The organism is Pantoea sp. sgz302252 (assembly GCF_042610525.1).
Classification (GTDB): domain Bacteria; phylum Pseudomonadota; class Gammaproteobacteria; order Enterobacterales; family Enterobacteriaceae; genus Erwinia.
Genome location: NZ_JBHDVM010000002.1, coordinates 507,447 through 523,300 on the forward strand (window position 1 = coordinate 507,447; position 15,854 = coordinate 523,300).

At 55.2% G+C, this 15,854-nt stretch carries 15 protein-coding genes and 2 tRNA genes; 12 read left to right on the forward strand and 5 right to left on the reverse strand.

Translation table 11 applies throughout. The annotated features are described in order from the left end of the window. Positions 1-172: 172 nt before the first annotated feature. A complete protein-coding gene (locus ACETPC_RS06185; protein ID WP_380179621.1) occupies positions 173-1,360 on the forward strand; it encodes a NupC/NupG family nucleoside CNT transporter in 1,188 nt (395 codons plus the stop codon). 199 nt (positions 1,361-1,559) lie between these two features. Here ACETPC_RS06185 and ACETPC_RS06190 read toward each other — a convergent pair whose 3' ends face one another. Beyond that, a complete protein-coding gene (locus ACETPC_RS06190) occupies positions 1,560-1,814 on the reverse strand; it encodes a hypothetical protein (protein WP_380179623.1) in 255 nt (84 codons plus the stop codon). Between the two features lie 178 nt (positions 1,815-1,992). Between ACETPC_RS06190 and ACETPC_RS06195 the strand changes: the two genes are divergently transcribed. Next, entirely contained in the window at positions 1,993-2,154 is a 162-nt protein-coding gene (locus ACETPC_RS06195; RefSeq protein ID WP_380179625.1) for a hypothetical protein, read from the forward strand. 40 nt (positions 2,155-2,194) lie between these two features. On the opposite strand, the gene ACETPC_RS06200 is transcribed toward ACETPC_RS06195, so the two are convergent. Together ACETPC_RS06200 and ACETPC_RS06205 are read right to left on the reverse strand one after the other, a co-directional pair. Beyond that, entirely contained in the window at positions 2,195-3,502 is a 1,308-nt protein-coding gene (locus tag ACETPC_RS06200; protein ID WP_380179627.1) for an NtaA/DmoA family FMN-dependent monooxygenase, read from the reverse strand. Position 3,503: 1 nt separating this feature from the next. Continuing rightward, a complete protein-coding gene (locus ACETPC_RS06205; protein ID WP_380179629.1) occupies positions 3,504-4,418 on the reverse strand; it encodes an aliphatic sulfonate ABC transporter substrate-binding protein in 915 nt (304 codons plus the stop codon). A 216-nt stretch (positions 4,419-4,634) separates the two neighbouring features. On the opposite strand from ACETPC_RS06205, the gene ACETPC_RS06210 reads away from it, so the two are divergent. From ACETPC_RS06210 to ACETPC_RS06240, 7 genes are all read left to right on the forward strand, one after another. Beyond that, a complete protein-coding gene (locus ACETPC_RS06210) occupies positions 4,635-5,717 on the forward strand; it encodes an LLM class flavin-dependent oxidoreductase (RefSeq protein WP_380179631.1) in 1,083 nt (360 codons plus the stop codon). Beyond that, positions 5,717-6,721 carry an ABC transporter substrate-binding protein gene (locus ACETPC_RS06215; protein WP_380179633.1) on the forward strand — a complete coding sequence of 335 codons (1,005 nt, stop codon included), beginning with the start codon at positions 5,717-5,719 and terminating at the stop codon, positions 6,719-6,721. The genes ACETPC_RS06210 and ACETPC_RS06215 overlap by 1 nt, the downstream gene beginning before the upstream one ends. Continuing rightward, complete coding sequence (locus tag ACETPC_RS06220; protein WP_380179634.1) at positions 6,714-7,307, forward strand: cysteine dioxygenase; 594 nt, start codon at positions 6,714-6,716, stop codon at positions 7,305-7,307. Before ACETPC_RS06215 ends, ACETPC_RS06220 begins: the two co-directional genes overlap by 8 nt. Further along, positions 7,300-8,904, forward strand: coding sequence for a rhodanese homology domain-containing protein (locus tag ACETPC_RS06225; protein WP_380179636.1), 1,605 nt, complete (start codon positions 7,300-7,302; stop codon positions 8,902-8,904). Before ACETPC_RS06220 ends, ACETPC_RS06225 begins: the two co-directional genes overlap by 8 nt. Before the next feature lie 225 nt (positions 8,905-9,129). Further along, a complete protein-coding gene (locus ACETPC_RS06230; RefSeq protein ID WP_380179637.1) occupies positions 9,130-9,993 on the forward strand; it encodes a glucose 1-dehydrogenase in 864 nt (287 codons plus the stop codon). Between the two features lie 101 nt (positions 9,994-10,094). Beyond that, positions 10,095-11,171 (forward strand): class I mannose-6-phosphate isomerase, encoded by a 1,077-nt coding sequence (locus ACETPC_RS06235; protein ID WP_380179639.1) that lies wholly within the window; start codon positions 10,095-10,097, stop codon positions 11,169-11,171. Further along, a complete protein-coding gene (locus ACETPC_RS06240) occupies positions 11,171-11,932 on the forward strand; it encodes an alpha/beta fold hydrolase (RefSeq protein WP_380179641.1) in 762 nt (253 codons plus the stop codon). Before ACETPC_RS06235 ends, ACETPC_RS06240 begins: the two co-directional genes overlap by 1 nt. Positions 11,933-12,238: 306 nt before the next feature. On the opposite strand, the gene ACETPC_RS06245 is transcribed toward ACETPC_RS06240, so the two are convergent. Beyond that, positions 12,239-12,314: transfer RNA gene (locus ACETPC_RS06245), tRNA-Ala, on the reverse strand. 410 nt (positions 12,315-12,724) lie between these two features. Here ACETPC_RS06245 and ACETPC_RS06250 point away from each other — a divergent pair. Both ACETPC_RS06250 and ACETPC_RS06255 read left to right on the forward strand, forming a co-directional pair. Further along, the gene (locus tag ACETPC_RS06250; protein ID WP_380179643.1) at positions 12,725-13,513 is read left to right on the forward strand and encodes a formate/nitrite transporter family protein; all 789 of its coding nucleotides are present in this window, start codon (positions 12,725-12,727) and stop codon (positions 13,511-13,513) included. Between the two features lie 151 nt (positions 13,514-13,664). Next, entirely contained in the window at positions 13,665-14,024 is a 360-nt protein-coding gene (locus ACETPC_RS06255) for a YfeC-like transcriptional regulator (protein WP_380179645.1), read from the forward strand. 76 nt (positions 14,025-14,100) lie between these two features. Here the strand turns inward: ACETPC_RS06255 and gltX are convergent, their stop codons facing one another. After that, positions 14,101-15,516: a glutamate--tRNA ligase gene (gene gltX / locus ACETPC_RS06260; RefSeq protein WP_380179646.1), complete on the reverse strand. Its 1,416-nt coding sequence runs from the start codon at positions 15,514-15,516 to the stop codon at positions 14,101-14,103. Positions 15,517-15,777: 261 nt separating this feature from the next. Between gltX and ACETPC_RS06265 the strand changes: the two genes are divergently transcribed. Beyond that, positions 15,778-15,853: transfer RNA gene (locus tag ACETPC_RS06265), tRNA-Val, on the forward strand. Position 15,854 lies beyond the last annotated feature (1 nt).

Below are 15,854 nucleotides of genomic sequence, written 5' to 3' on the forward strand. Positions count from 1 at the left end.
TCCCCCACAAGTTATTGGGTGGTTTTTTAAACAGTACCGGAAAGTTAACGAGCAGGAATTGTCGATTTAAGTCGATACGAATTTATTATATTGAGGCTTTAGTCTCGTTTTTCTGCAACTTGTTACATAGAATGTGCAGCGAAATATAACAGCCTTCAAATTTGGAGCATTCATGTCCCGCATTCTGCATTTTGCTTTGGCGCTGGTAGTGGTGACGCTGCTGGCCTTACTGGTCAGCAGCGATCGAAAAAATATCCGCGTCCGTTTTGTTGTTCAGCTTCTGGTCATTGAAGTTTTACTGGCCTGGTTCTTCCTGAACTCTGAAATCGGCTTAGGCTTTGTCAAAGGCTTCGCCGGTTTCTTCGACAAACTGTTGGGCTTCGCCGCCCAGGGCACCAGCTTCGTCTTCGGCGGGATGAACGACAAAGGCCTGGCGTTCTTCTGGCTTAACGTCCTCTGCCCTATCGTGTTTATTTCCGCGCTAATCGGCATTTTGCAGCACTTCCGTATTCTGCCCGTGGTTATCCGGGCGATCGGCACCGTGCTCTCCAAAGTAAACGGCATGGGTAAACTGGAATCTTTTAACGCGGTAAGCTCGCTGATTTTGGGACAGTCAGAAAACTTTATCGCCTATAAGGATATCCTGGGCAAGATGTCGCAGCGCCGTATGTACACCATGGCCGCAACCGCCATGTCTACCGTTTCCATGTCTATCGTCGGCGCCTATATGACTATGCTGCAGCCAAAATATGTGGTGGCTGCGCTGATTTTGAATATGTTCAGCACCTTTATCGTGCTGTCGCTGATTAACCCCTACCGCATTGAAAGCGAAGAAGATCTCAAGCTGAGCAATCTGCATCAGGATCAGAGCTTTTTCGAAATGCTGGGCGAATATATTCTGGCCGGTTTTAAAGTGGCGGTAATCGTCGCCGCGATGCTGATCGGTTTTATCGCGCTGATCTCCGCCGTTAATGCGCTGTTTAATACGCTTTTCGGTATCAGTTTCCAGAGCGTGCTGGGCTATGTTTTCTATCCATTCGCCTGGGTGATGGGCGTTCCATCCGGCGAAGCGCTGCAGGCTGGCAGCATCATGGCCACCAAACTGGTTTCCAATGAGTTCGTGGCGATGATAGACCTGCAAAAAATTGCCGGTACGCTGTCGCCGCGCGGCGAAGGCATTCTCTCCGTGTTCCTGGTTTCTTTTGCTAACTTCTCTTCTATCGGCATCGTGGCAGGCGCTATTAAAGGCCTGAATGAAGAACAGGGCAATGTGGTGTCGCGCTTTGGCCTTAAGCTGCTGTACGGCTCAACGCTGGTCAGCGTGCTCTCCGCTTCCGTTGCTGGTTTAGTGCTGGGCTAAGAGACGAAAGAACGTATCAGGGGCGAATCGGTGATTCGCCCCTTTTTTGTGCTGCGTCTCGCGTGAACGGATTTTATACGCTGGAAACGACCTCAACGCCTTTAACCCGCATAAACAGTAGTGCTATAAAGCAGCCAATCAGGTCTCAGGATGAGGATTAGCTATGACGGACTGCCACTACGAAATTTTACACAGCGAGCTACAGGGCTTTGACGTCTACAGAACGATGGATATCAGATTCACTTTTTCTGCCGACTTTCAGCGTCAGCTCACTTTCCGGCTGGTCTTTTGTATGAAAGCGCCTGGCGATATGCCGCTTCTTAAAGAACTGACAAAAGCTGATTTGAGCTGCTGTAATCTGTGCGTGATCAGTTTCTATAACATCGAAGCAGAGCACCATCCCGATTGCGATATGTTCGACAGACCGCCGACGGCCATCATTCTTACGCTGCATGAAACGTTATTTCTCTACAACTCTTTAATCGACGTTATCTTGCAGATTGCCAGGCGAGAAAATATACAAATCTTAACCTTCCAGGCGTATACTCCTCAACTAATCAGGATATACGATCGGCTGGTCAGACAGCAGGCTGGCCTACATAACCTCAGGGTAGACAAAAAAGGAGCAATTTATGTGCTACAAACGGAAGACGGCAACCCCCGACACTAAAATTGATTACGACGCTATCCGCGCGCAAAAAAACGCCATGCTTAAGCAATTTCTGCAGGCCAGGAAAGAAGCTGAGCAGGCCGGAAAAATCACCCGTAAGCCTTTTATCCAGGAAACCTTTTAATTTTATGCGCCCGCTTTCGGCGGGCGTAACACCACAGCTTTTATGCCAGCGGCAGCGCCAGATGATCGCGCAGCGTGCTGCCCCGGTATTCACTTCTGAACGCGCCCCGCTGCTGTAACTCCGGCACCACTAAATCCGCAAAATCGTTCAGCGAGGCGGGCATATCGGCCGGCATCAGCACAAAACCGTCGCAGGCTTTGCTTTCCACCCAGGCAATCATTTCGCTGGCAATGCTTTCCGGCGTGCCTGCCAGCACCGGAAAAGAGGCGCTGGCCGCATAGCGTTTCGCCACTTCCGCCAGGGTTTTACCCTGTTTGCGCGCTTCGCTAATAACGTAAGCGAAACGCCCTTTGCTACCGCTGATAGCGTCAAAGATGTCCGGGAAAAGCGCATCGGGATCGTGCTGCGAAAGATCGTAATTCATACTGGCTGACATAAAGCTAAGCCCGGCCAGCGGGTTAACCAGCTCGTCAAGCTGGCGGCGCTTTTCTTCCGCTTCGCGCAGCGTTGCGCCGACGATGGGCATAATGCCGGGGAGGATTTTACACGCCTGCGGCCTACGTCCCTGCGCGACCATAGCGGTTTTAAACTGCTGATAAAATTGCTGCGCCCGCTGCCGTTCCGGCTGGACAGTAAATATCACTTCCGCGACGCGAGTCGCCACGTCCTGAAAATCTTGCGAGACGCCAGCCAAAATCTGCACCGGCCTGCCCTGCGGTGGCGCGGCAACCGTAAGCGGCCCGTCTATTTGAAAATGTTCGCCATTGAAACGGGTGTAGCGCACTTTTTCAGCCAGCGCATAGATGCCGCTCTCTTTATCAGCTACCCGCGCATCCGGCTGCCAGCTGGCGAGAAGCTGGTGAACCGCATCGATAAACTCGGCGGCTCGCTGATAGCGTTCTTTATGCGCCATATGCTGCTGACGGCTAAAGTTTCTGGCCTCGCCATCATTGGTGGAGGTCACGGCGTTCCAGGCCGCTCTTCCCGCGCTAAAATGATCCAGCGTGGCGATGGTTCGCGCGGCATGAAAAGGTTCGCCGTAGGTTGTGGAAAGCGTGCCGCCCAGCCCAATCTGGCTGGTAAACAAGCTTAGCGCCGTTAGCAGCGCCATAGGTTCCGGGCGCGCATAGCCAGGCCGATACTGCACCGTGGTGGTAATACTGTCGCCATAGATATCGTCAATAGAGAGTTTATCGGCGACAAAAGCAAAATCGAACTTAGCCTCTTCCGCTTTTTTCACCAGCCTGAGCCAGGTGTCGAGCGCCATGGGATCGTGATTCTGCGCATCGGGATGCCGCCAGCCACCCGCGTGTAGCCCAGTGTCGCTGAGATAAAGCGCCAGATGCATACTATTTCTCCTGCGAGAGGCTGAGATCGATAAACGTGTCCGCTTTAAGGGAAGCGGGGATCAGGCCATTTTTGACATAAAGATCCGCAGTAGCCTGTTGCACGGCCAGCACCTGCTGCTGATTATCGACCACGGTATTAACCTCTCGCTGCACTTTCGCCAGCGCTACTTCCTGCGGAATGCGCAGCAGTTTGCTGATTACGGCGGCATAAGCTTGCGGATGCTGCTCTCCCCAGGCGCGAGCGCGGATAAGCCGCTGGCTAAAATCGTGCAGCTCGCTGCTTTTATTTGCGATAGCGCTATTGCTGGCGACGAGATAGTTCAGCGCCGGATAGTTCTCGCCATCCGCAATGATTTGCGCCCCGGACTGGTGGGTAGCAAAAGAGACATAAGGCTCCCAGGTGGAAACCGCGTCCACGCCGCCCTGATCCAGCACCAGGGTCGCCTCGGCTGGCGTCGTAAAGACGAAACTAACCTGTTCCGGGTCGACGCCCGCTTTCGCCAGCGCCTGAAGCGCCAGGTTATGCCCGGAAGAGCCTTTTACCGTAGCAAGACGTTTGCCTGCCAGATCGCCAACGCTGTGCAGTGCGCTGCCTTTTTTAACAATAATGGCGTTACCGGCGTATTTCGTCGCCAGGATCGCTTTGGCATCCAGCCCGGCCGCTACCGCAAAGGTTAGCGGCGCATCGCCCACCGAACCGGCGTCGATCGAGCCGCCGCGCATCGCTTCCAGCAGCGGCGCCGCGTTGGCGAATTCGTGCCATTCCAGCGTATAAGGAAGGTTATTCAGTTCGCCAGCCGCTTCCAGAATGGCTTTGGCGTTGCCGCGCTGATCGCCTATGGAGAGCGTATCGGCGGCTATCGCAGAAGAAGTGAAAAGCGTGGTCAGCAGGGCTAAAACAGAGAGACGCAGCATGCACAGGATTCCGTTTGGCAAAAAACTGAGACTAACATCGCTTTTTCACCTGGCTAAATACCAATCCTGAGCGTTATTTATGCAAAAAAAACATAACCGGCCTTAGCTGTTTTTCTGCTTTCCTCAGTGGATATAGGAATTTCACAGCTTACATCTCTGAAAGTAGGGTTTTCTTCTGCGCCCTCGTTCGGCAGCCCCTACTTCGGAGAATTCAGCATGAGCATTCAGTTTCTCGGCATGATCGGCCATCGCCTGGCCTCGGAAATCATCGCGCCCAGCGGCCCCCTTTTTAACAAGCAGTATATTGCTGACTTCGCCCGCGCCCACGAAGAGGCAGGTTTCGATCGCGTGCTGGTCGGCTACTGGTCAGATCAGCCCGATGGTTTCCTGGTAGCGGCCCATGCGGCGGCAAACACCTCTAAAATTAAATTTCTGCTGGCGCATCGTCCTGGTTTTGTTGCCCCTACGCTCGCCGCGCGCAAGCTGGCAACGCTGGATCAGCTCACCGATGGCCGCCTTGCGGTGCATATTATTAGCGGCGGCAACGATGCTGAACAGCGCCGCGACGGCGACTTCCTTAATAAAGCCGAACGCTATGCGCGTACCGACGAGTTTTTGCAGGTGTTGCGAAACAGCCTGACTGCCACGGAGCCTTTCGATCATCAAGGCGAGATTTACCAGGCCGAGCAGGCTTTTTCCGCCGTTAAGCCATTACAGCCGCATCTGCCAATCTATTTTGGTGGCTCTTCGCCGGAAGCGATTAGCGTCGCGGCTAAGCACGCTGATACCTTCGCTCTATGGGGCGAACCGCTGGCTGGCGCAGCTGAAACCGTGCGTACCGTTCGCGCTGCCGCTGCCCGTCACGGACGGCAGATCGGCTTTAATATTTCGTTCCGCCCTATTATCGCCGCTACGGAAAAAGAAGCCTGGGAGAAGGCGGAGTATATCCGCGAAACGGCCCGGCAGAAGCTGCTGGCCTCCGGTCACGATTTCGGCCTGCCGAAACCGCAGAGCGTGGGTGCTGAACGCCTGTTCGCCGCCGCGAATGAAGGGGATCGGCTGGATAAAAATCTCTGGACCGGCATCGCCAAACTGGTTGGCGGCGGCTATAACTCCACCTCGCTGGTGGGCACGCCGGATCAGGTTTCCGACGCGCTGCTGGATTACTACAACCTGGGCATTGAGAGCGTGCTGATCCGCGGTTTCGATCCGCTGAACGACGCGCTGGAATATGGCAAAGAGCTGATCCCGCTGACGCGCGAAAAAGTTGCGGCACGCCGTATTGCAAGGAGCGCCTGATGCGTCTGGTTGCCGCCATCCTGCTCTCGATTGTGGCTACCGCCGCCGCAGCAGAAAAAGTGACACTCCGGCTGGGCGACGTTAAGGGCGATCGCTTTATCTCTCTGCGCGAGTCCGGCGAGCTGAATAATTTGCCTTACGATTTGAAACTTACCTCCTTTGATTCAGGCGCGCCGGTACAGGAAGCGTTAAACGCTGGCGCGCTGGACGTCGGTTTTACCGGCGATCTGCCTTTTCTGTTTGTTTATGCCGCTGGCGCGCCGGTGAAGGCTGTAGGCGCCTGGCAAAACAATCCCGACAGTATTGCGCTACTGACACGACCCGATAGCGGCATCCACAGCCTGAAAGATTTAAAAGGTAAACAGATTGCCGTTAACCGCGGCGGCTGGGGACACTATCTGGTGCTGGGGCTGCTTGAGCGCGCCGGGCTGAAACCTGACGACGTCAAGCTGCGCTTTCTCGGGCCGGTCGATGGCCGCGCCGCGCTGGCGAGCCACGCTGTAGATGCCTGGGCCACCTGGGAACCCTATGTTTCTTCGGCGCTGGTCGTGGATAAAGCGGTGCTGGTGCCTCAGGGCGGCGGAAAAGGCATTCTTTCTGGCTATTCCTACGCGCTTGCCCGTGAAGAATCACTGAAAGATCCGGCCAAACGCCAGGCTATCGCCGATTTGCAGGCCCGTCTGGCTAAAGCACAGGTTTGGGCGACCCGGCACCCAGCCGAGTTTGCCAGCGCGCTAAGCAAATCTTTAGGGATGCCGCAAAGCATTACCCAGCGCTGGATCGCCGATGCTCAGATTCGCCCGGTGAATTTCTCGCCTGCGCTGGCAGATACGCTGCAGCACTCTGCCGACTTTTTCTATCGCTACCGGGTATTGCCGAAAGCCGTGGACGTCCGCCAGGCCTTTGATTATCAGCTGTCAGGTCAGGCTAATCAGGTAGCCGAAACCGCTACGCAAACCACCAGCCCGGTAGCCATCGCTAATCAGGAGCCAGCCCATGAGTGAACCGCAACATCATCGCCTGCGCGCTTTTGTCGGCGGGCTGGCAGAGCTGCTTGAGGCAGATCCCTCAGAGCAAAGGATCCTGCAACAGGGCGGCGAACTGCTTAAGCAGCTAATTCGTCACGATGACTGGCTGCCCGAGCCTTTTACGCAGCCCGACCCACAGCGTTATCAGCAATACCTGTTGCATGCCGACGCGCTGCAACGCTTTTCCGTCGTCAGCTTCGTTTGGGGGCCGGGCCAGTCCACGCCGGTGCATGACCATCGCGTCTGGGGGCTAATTGGCATGCTGCGCGGCGCAGAGGTTTCGCAAAATTTTAGCCGCGACAATCAGGGTAAGCTACGCGCTGAGGGCCAACCGGTTCGCCTTAACCCTGGCGATGTGGAAGCTGTATCGCCTGAAGTTGGCGATATCCATCAGGTCAGCAATGCTTTTGCCGATCGCACGTCGATAAGCATTCACGTTTACGGCGGCAATATCGGCGCGGTAAGACGCGCCGTCTATAGCGACAACGGCGACGAAAAACCTTTTATCTCCGGCTATAACAACGCTTTTTTACCTAATATCTGGGATCTCTCACATGGCTGAAACTTCACTGCCCTTACGTCACTTTGGCGATATTCGCTATGCCCTGTTACAGCGCCAGGAAATCGCGCTGGTAGATGTGCGGGAAGAAGCATCCTACGCGGACGGGCATCCGCTGTTTGCGGTAAATATTCCGCTGTCGAAGCTGGAAATCGAAATTCTTAACCGTATTCCACGTCTGTCGACGCCTGTTACCCTGTACGATAACGGTGAAGGCCTGGCGCAGGTAGCGGCGAGGCGACTCATTGCGCTGGGCTACGGCAACGTGGCGCTGCTGGCTGGCGGCTTACAGGGCTGGCGCGAAGCAGGCGGCGAGCTTTTTATCGATGTTAACTCCCCAAGCAAAGCTTTCGGTGAGCTGGTTGAAAGCCGCGCCCATACGCCTTCGCTGGCGGCGGAAGAGGTCAATGCCCTGTTGCAGAGCGGCGAGCCGGTCGTGGTGCTGGACAGCCGCCGCTTCGACGAATATCAAACCATGAGCATTCCAGGCGGCATCAGCGTGCCGGGCGCGGAACTGGTGCTGCGAGCCAAAGATCTGGCACCGTCGCCCGAGACGAAAATTATTGTTAACTGCGCGGGCCGCACTCGCAGCATTATCGGCACGCAGTCGCTGGTTAACGCGGGCGTACGCAATCCGGTTTATGCGTTAAGAAATGGCACTATCGGCTGGACGCTGGCCGGGCTGGCGCTGGAGCATCAGCAAAGCCGCCGCTATGGTGAGGTAAGCGAAACGGCGCAGCTTCAGGCGGCACGCAGCGCCAGAGAAGTCGCCGATCGCGCGGGCGTTAAGCGCATTAAGCTTGCCGATTTGGCAGCATTGCAGCAGCAAACGCAGCGCACGGTTTATCTGTTCGACGTGCGGGATGCCGAAGAGTACGCGGCAGGCCATCTGCCAAAGGCCCGTCACGTTCCTGGCGGTCAATTGGTACAGGAAACCGATCACTATGCCAGCGTGCGCGGCGCAACTATTGTGCTGATCGACGATAAAAAAGCGCGCGCCGAGATGAGCGCTTCCTGGCTGGCGCAAATGGGCTGGGATGTCGCGGTAGTGGACGATGCGAGCAGAGAAAGTTTTACCGCACGCGGCGACTGGAAACCGGCAGTACCGCCTTTGTCGGAATTACCGGAGGTTGAACCTACTGAGCTGGCGGCATGGCTGGAAGCTGGCGATACGCAGGTGCTGGATTTTACTACCAGCGCCAACTACGCCGCAGGCCATATTCCCGGCGCGGCCTGGCTTCAGCGCTCTTTGCTGACGTTGCAGGGCGATGCCGCGCTGCCGAAAGCGGAGCGCTACGTGGTAACCTGCGGCAGCAGCCTGCTGGCCCGCTACGCCGTGGAAGAGTTAACGGCGCTGACCGGAAAACCAGTAACGGTGTTAAAAGGAGGCAATGCGGCCTGGCGCGCGGCGGGATTACCTGTGGAACAGGGCGAAACGCGCCTGCTACAGCGTCGGGACGATCGCTATCGCCGTCCTTATGAAGGCACCGATAACTCAGCCGCAGCGATGCAGGCCTACCTTGAGTGGGAATATGGCCTGATCGCGCAACTGGATCGCGACGGCACCCACGGTTTTAATGTGCTGACTTTACACGCCTGATCCTGCCGGGCCGTTTATCGCGGCCCGTTTTTCCTGCCTTACTCTCCTCATCCGCTCGCCGAATCGGTTTAGCACTTTCGTTTTTTTTAACTATGCTTATTGCCTGACGGTTAAAAACTGCTGAAAAAAGCTTTGCTATTCATTTTGTTGCTGCCCTGGCTACGGTTCGGGCAGCAGCTAAACCCATTAACTACCGGCATTTTTGCTGGTTGCAGAGGAGAGCCTATGTCAACGACAAATCGCCCCCAACCTCCACTACCAGAACAGCAGCAGTCCTGGCCGGGAGCCACTAATGAAATGCAGCCCGTTCCCGATCATGGCGAAGCCAGCTATCAGGGTTCTGGCCGCCTGAAAGGCAAGAAAGCGATTATTACCGGCGGTGATTCAGGCATCGGCCGCGCCGTAGCTATTGCTTACGCTCGTGAAGGCGCTGATGTCCTGATTTCCTATCTGGATGAACACGAAGATGCGAAAGAAACTGCGCGTCTGGTTGAGGAAGCGGGACGTAAGGCCGTGCTGGTTGCAGGCGACGTGACCGAAGCGGAACACTGCCGCGCGATTGTCAGCAAGGCGGTAGAAGCTTTTGGCGAAATCAATGTGGTGGTCAACAACGCAGCTTTCCAGATGACCCGTGAGTCGCTGGATGAGATCAGCGATGATGAGTTTGACCGCACCATGAAGACTAATCTCTACGCGATGTTCCATATCTGCAAGGCAGCGGTACCGCACATGCCTGCTGGTGGCTCGATCGTGAATACCGCTTCGATCAATGCCGATCAGCCTAAGCCAAAACTGATCGCCTATTCCGCGACCAAAGCGGCGATCGTTAACTTTTCCGGCAGCCTGGCCGCGCTGCTGGCCGAGAAAGGCATTCGTTCTAACGTCGTGGCACCTGGCCCAATCTGGACGCCGCTGATCCCAACCACTATGCCAACTGAGCAGGTGAAAAACTTTGGTAGCGAAGTGCCGCTGCAGCGTGCCGGCCAGCCTGCCGAGCTGGCACCCGCCTACGTGATGCTGGCCAGCGATGAAGCCAGCTATATCTCTGGTGCCACTATCGCCGTGACCGGCGGCGTCGCTATTATCTGATAGCCGAGGCGTGGAGCTGCGGCTTCACGCTTTTCCCCTCTTTTTGCCCGCTCTCTTGTGCAGACCGTGGTCAGGGAACGGGCATGCTGTAAGGAGCGATAATGAAAGCCTATCCATTACGGCTGACGCTGCCGATAGCCACACATATTTTCGGCGGCGAGCTGATCAAAACCCGCCTTGGTAAAGCTGGCCTGCCCGATGAACGCATCGCGGAAACCTGGGAAGTCAGCGATGTGGAAGGCATGCGCGCCACGATAAAAAACGGCGACTATGCCGGAATGAGCCTGCATGAACTCACTGAACGCTATCCCGACGAGCTGGTAGCGCCCGGCTGGCGCGGCCCGCATTTTCCGTTACTGAGCAAGTTTATTGACGGGACGGGCATGCTGCCCGTGCATTTGCATGCTGACGACGAAGCTGCGCAGCGCCTTGAGCAACAGCCCAACGGTAAAAGCGAAGCCTGGCATATTTTGTGGGCAGCGCCCGGCGCGACCTGTTTGGCGGGTATCAAGCCCGGGGTTGGCCAGCAACAACTGCGTTCTGCGCTGCTGGCTGAAAACTATGATGAGGTCATGGTGCGTTATCCGGTTAAAACCGGCGATACCTTCTACGTGCCCGGCGGTATGCTGCACTCTTTCGGGCCGGATACGCTGATTTATGAAATAGAGCAGACCTCCAATATCCAGCAGCACGCGATGCCGTGGCGCATGGAGGACGGCAGCGAGATTTCGCCGCAGGAGCGTGAGCAGAATATCGACGCGCTGCTGGCGGAATTACGTCCCGAGCTGACCACGCAGCCGCATCAGGGACTTACGGTGGAGGAAAATGCACAGGTTACTCGCCTTTTCTGCTGCGCCGGGCCTTATTTTGCGCTGGAGCGCTGGCAGCTTACCGCTGCGTATAGCTACAGCTTTGAGTGCGCGCGCATTATTTCTAACCTGGGCGAACCGCTACAGATAGAGGCGGCTGGCGAAAGCTGGACGCTGGGAAAAGCGGAAACGCTGCTGCTACCCGCAGCGCTGGGCAAGGTCACTTTTGCGGCGCCGGGCGAAATTTTAGTAGGCTATGTGCCGGATCTGACAGCAGAAGTCAATCAACCTCTGCGTGAGCGCGGCTATGATGAGCAAGCAATAGCCCGCCTTGGCGATGTAAAAGACCAATTACGCAAGGAGTCCTGATGCTGCCTTATTCTCTGCATGGCAAAGAAAACGACGCGCCGGTTTTCGTGTTGCTGCACTATTTGGGTGGTTCAGGCCATACCTGGTATCCAACCATCAGCTGGCTGGACGGGCAGCATCGCTGCGTGACGCTGGATACGCCTGGCTTTGGCGCCGCAGGCGAAGCGGAAGGCTATGACGTAGCCTCAATGGCGACGCAGTTCGACCAAAGCATTCGCGATCTGCGCCTGAAAAACTGCATTCTGGTCGGCCATTCCATGACCGGTAAAGTAGCTTTAGCGCTGGCTTCCCGCCAGCCGGACTACTTAAAAGGGCTAATTTTGGTAGCGCCTTCGCCGCCAGGCCCACAGCCGATGAGCGATGAAGATCGCGCCAGCCAGATAAATTACAGCGGCAGCCGCGAAGAAGCGGAGCAGTTTGTGGATACCGCAGCCAGCGAGCGCCTGCCAGATGCCCTGCGCGAGATTGCTATTCAGGATGCGCAGCGCGCTAACCTGAAAGCCTGGCGCGCCTGGCCCGAAGCGGGCAGCCGGGAAGACTGGTCTGAGAAGATCGGCACGCTTAACTACCCTGCCCTGCTGATTGCTGGCTCAAATGACGATCAGGTGCCCGCGCCAGAAGATCAGCAGCAACTAACGCTTTCTCATCTGCCCGGCAGCCGGCTGGAAGTGATTGTGGGCGCAGGCCATTTAATGCCGCTACAGACGCCGCAAAAGCTGGCTGAACTGATGTTAACATTTGCCGCCGGGCTTACAGGATAGCGAGCGGCCAGCCTGAACCCACATTCTACTAATCCCAGCGGAGGCCAATGTCTCCGCTTTTTCCGGGCTAAACCTGCCGACTGAATTTACCCGCGACAATTTGTATACACGCTTAAATTCGCTTGTCAGACGCAGCACAGAAAAGCGTTGAGCTTTGCTAAAGAATATATCAGGCGCAGCGGCAAGCTAAGGCAACAGGAAAAGATTACGGATTCAGGTATTGAGTTTTATAGCAGAGAAGACAGGCGATTTTGAATTGAGATGCAGCAAAAAGGGAGATTGATGTAAGAAGAAAATGATTTGAGTTGGTGGAGATAAGCGGGATCGAACCGCTGACCTCTTGCATGCCATGCAAGCGCTCTCCCAGCTGAGCTATACCCCCGAGCCGAAAAACCTTTGTCGTCTTGACGGCGGGCATAATATGAAACCGGGCTGATGGTGTCAACGGCAAAATGCGAATCCGCGATCGATCGCTGAAAAAGCGATCAAAGCGATTGAATTCCCTGCCCGCGCCTGTTGCCCACGCAGCATAAACTGCCTTAAACGCGGCTTTAGCGGCGATTATATGACGTCCTGAACGCAATCCAGCAACATTATTACTGCAATCACAGCCGGGCTGGTTTAATCCTGTAAACAGAGCGTTAATTGTTCATCTATTCATGCTTGTTTTTGTTAAATTCACGTGCAAAACTCCTCGCGTTTTAGGGGGGCAAGCCCTTGTCAGCGCTGAGTAACGGCCTATATAACGCCTGCGTTCAGCCTTTCTTTCACTACACCAGAATCAGAGCCACTATGTCCTTGTATTCACCTAAAGAAATCGCCGCGGTCGCTATTCAGGCCGGCGTAGCTAAAAGCCGTTCTTCCGTTCCTACCCTGCTGATCCTTGGCTTTATCGCCGGTGCCTTTATCGCTACCGGCTTTTTGCTGGATATCCATGTTATTAACCAGCTGCCTGCCGACTGGGGTTCATTCGGTGGCCTGCTTGGCGCCGCCGTGTTTCCGGTAGGGATTATCCTGACCGTGCTGGCCGGTGGCGAGCTACTGACCGGTAATATGATGACCATGCCGATCGCCTGGTTTGCGCGTCAGGTCAGCGGTTTTAGCGTAGTCCGTAACTGGTTCTGGGTCACCATCGCCAATTTTATCGGCAGCATCGCCGTTGCCTGGTTTTTCGGTCACGTTCTTGGCATGACTGAAGGCGACTATCTGAAGAAGACCGTCGCAATCGCCTCTGCCAAAGTTCATGCCGATTTCATGCACTCCTTTATCTCCGGCATCGGCTGTAACTGGCTGGTCTGCCTGGCGACCTGGATGGCTTTCGCCAGTAAAGATATGGTCGGCAAGATTTTTGGGATGTGGTTCCCGGTAATGGCCTTTGTGGCGATCGGTTTCCAGCACGTAGTGGCGAACATGTTTATCGTACCGGCCGCTATTTTTGCCGGTCAGCTGAGCTGGGCCGAGTATCTGCCTAACTTTGTCGCCGTGTTCCTTGGCAATACGGTTGGCGGCGCGGTGTTTGTTGGCCTGGCCTATTACCTCGCTTATCGTCCGCAGGATACCTCTGCTGTCGCTCCACGCTAAGCGTTCTTTCCCTCTGTCTGCGGGCAGAGGGATACTAATTTCGACCCGAAAGCAATTATCTGCTCATTTTAGTCTTGCCTGTTAGTTGTTCGAACAATAAATTCCTGTAATATATGTCCGTTACATATCAACGCAAAAAGGATATTGCATAATGAAAAAGGAATGGTTAACGCCGGAAGAGCTGGCTCAGGAAACAGGTTTCAGCCGTCAGACTATCAACAAGTGGGTCAAGAAAGAGCAGTGGACTACCGTGCCTAAACCCGGTGTACAGGGTGGTAAGGCCAGAATGATCCATATTGATGAGAATGTAAGAAACTTCCTGAAGTCTACCCGCCATATCGCCGAGCCGACCGCTACCTACCGCGTCACCCAAAACTCTCTCCCTGCCCTGCTGATGACGTCCATTCAGCAAATGAATAGCGAAGAACAGGAAAAGCTCTATGCGTTACTGTTACGCGAAGGCATTCAGGGAATGTTGTTGCGGCTGGATATTTCTCAGGCAGAGAAATAACATCCTTACTTTTTAGGTTTTAACGCTGATAAAAAAGAACCGGCCACAGCCGGTTCTTTTATTGTAGAGCGCGCCGTTAAGCCTGCGCTTCGCGAGCCGCAATCCAGCCCAGCGCTTTTTCAATACGCGCCACGCTGCGGCTCTGCCCAATCGCTTCTACCGTCACGTCCAGCGCAGGCGACTGCCCTGCTCCGGTCACGGCCACGCGCAGCGGCATGCCGACTTTGCCCATGCCCACTTCCAGCTCTTCCGCCGTTGACTGAATCGCCTGGTGGACGTTTTCCGCATTCCATACGCTGATAGCAGCCAGCTTGTCGCGCACCAGCTCCAGCGGCTGACGGGCAACCGGACGCAGATGCTTTTTCGCTGCATCCGCATCGAATTCTGCAAAATCTTCATAGAAGTAGCGGCAGGAAGCAGCCATTTCTTTCAGGGTTTTGCAGCGCTCACCGAGTAAACGAACCAGCTGCGCCAGCTCAGGACCGGTACGGGTATCGATCTTTTCCTGCTCGATATGCCATTGCAGATGCGTCGCCACATACTCTGGTGCCAGCGTAGTGATGTAGTGGTGGTTCAGCCACTGCAGCTTTTCCGTGTTAAAGGCGCTGGCGGATTTGCTGACCGCATCCAGATCGAACAGCTGCTTCATCTCTTCGATGCTGAAGATCTCCTGATCGCCATGCGACCAGCCCAGACGCACCAGGTAGTTGAGCAGCGCTTCCGGCAGATAGCCGTCGTCGCGATACTGCATTACACCCACTGCGCCGTGACGCTTGGAGAGCTTTTTACCATCGTCGCCCAGAATCATTGAGACGTGGGCGTAAACCGGTACCTGCGCGCCAATCGCTTTCAGGATGTTGATCTGACGCGGCGTATTGTTGATATGGTCTTCGCCACGGATCACATGGGTAATTTCCATATCCCAGTCATCGATCACTACGCAGAAGTTGTAGGTCGGCGAGCCGTCGGTGCGGCGGATGATCAGATCGTCCAGCTCCTGGTTGCTGAATTCGATTGGGCCACGGATCCGATCGTCAAAAATCACCGAGCCTTCCTGCGGATTACGAAAACGAACCACGCAAGGCTCGTCATCTGCATGATGCTCGTGGCTGTCGCGGCAGCGGCCGTCGTAGCGAGGCTTTTCATTATTGGCCATCTGCGTTTCGCGCAGTGCTTCCAGACGCTCTTTCGAGCAGTAGCATTTATAGGCCGTGCCCGCTTCCAGCATCTGGTCGATAACCGCGTTATAACGATCGAAGCGCTTTGTCTGGTAATAAGGGCCTTCATCCCAGTCCAGGCTGAGCCAGTTCATGCCGTCCATGATCGCGTCGATAGCCTGCTGGGTAGAGCGCTCCAGATCCGTATCTTCAATACGCAGCACAAACTCGCCGCCTTGATTGCGGGCAAACAGCCAGGAATAAAGTGCGGTACGAGCGCCGCCAACGTGCAGGTAGCCCGTTGGGCTGGGTGCGAAGCGGGTTTTGATTTTCATTAACAGCTGCCTTTTTACGCTATCAGATTGGGGAGGTCTGATAAATCCAGAAGAAAGTGGGCAACATTCTATCATCAGCAGATGATTCCTCAACGGCAAACCCTTTGTTTCACGCTGCCTTTGCCGCAAAATCCGCCAGGGCATTACCGCTTTTGCCTGAAATCGCAACATCTTGTTTAATTTTAAGACGAACGCACATTTTCCTTTTAAAAAGCGTTGACTCATTTCACGCGATCCCTATAATGCGACTCCACACAGCGGGGGTGATTAGCTCAGTTGGTAGAGCATCTCCTTTACACGGAGGGGGTCGGCGGTTCGAGCCCGTCATCACCCACCAC

Bases quoted from the DNA above. Each gene is read 5' to 3' on its own strand.
- ACETPC_RS06185 (WP_380179621.1), top strand. From the start codon at position 173: ATGTCCCGCATTCTGCATTTTGCTTTGGCGCTGGTAGTGGTGACGCTG.
- ACETPC_RS06190 (WP_380179623.1), bottom strand. From the start codon at position 1,814: ATGCAGCGTAAGAATGATGGCCGTCGGCGGTCTGTCGAACATATCGCA.
- ACETPC_RS06195 (WP_380179625.1), top strand. From the start codon at position 1,993: ATGTGCTACAAACGGAAGACGGCAACCCCCGACACTAAAATTGATTAC.
- ACETPC_RS06200 (WP_380179627.1), bottom strand. From the start codon at position 3,502: ATGCATCTGGCGCTTTATCTCAGCGACACTGGGCTACACGCGGGTGGC.
- ACETPC_RS06205 (WP_380179629.1), bottom strand. From the start codon at position 4,418: ATGCTGCGTCTCTCTGTTTTAGCCCTGCTGACCACGCTTTTCACTTCT.
- ACETPC_RS06210 (WP_380179631.1), top strand. From the start codon at position 4,635: ATGAGCATTCAGTTTCTCGGCATGATCGGCCATCGCCTGGCCTCGGAA.
- ACETPC_RS06215 (WP_380179633.1), top strand. From the start codon at position 5,717: ATGCGTCTGGTTGCCGCCATCCTGCTCTCGATTGTGGCTACCGCCGCC.
- ACETPC_RS06220 (WP_380179634.1), top strand. From the start codon at position 6,714: ATGAGTGAACCGCAACATCATCGCCTGCGCGCTTTTGTCGGCGGGCTG.
- ACETPC_RS06225 (WP_380179636.1), top strand. From the start codon at position 7,300: ATGGCTGAAACTTCACTGCCCTTACGTCACTTTGGCGATATTCGCTAT.
- ACETPC_RS06230 (WP_380179637.1), top strand. From the start codon at position 9,130: ATGTCAACGACAAATCGCCCCCAACCTCCACTACCAGAACAGCAGCAG.
- ACETPC_RS06235 (WP_380179639.1), top strand. From the start codon at position 10,095: ATGAAAGCCTATCCATTACGGCTGACGCTGCCGATAGCCACACATATT.
- ACETPC_RS06240 (WP_380179641.1), top strand. From the start codon at position 11,171: ATGCTGCCTTATTCTCTGCATGGCAAAGAAAACGACGCGCCGGTTTTC.
- ACETPC_RS06250 (WP_380179643.1), top strand. From the start codon at position 12,725: ATGTCCTTGTATTCACCTAAAGAAATCGCCGCGGTCGCTATTCAGGCC.
- ACETPC_RS06255 (WP_380179645.1), top strand. From the start codon at position 13,665: ATGAAAAAGGAATGGTTAACGCCGGAAGAGCTGGCTCAGGAAACAGGT.
- gltX (WP_380179646.1), bottom strand. From the start codon at position 15,516: ATGAAAATCAAAACCCGCTTCGCACCCAGCCCAACGGGCTACCTGCAC.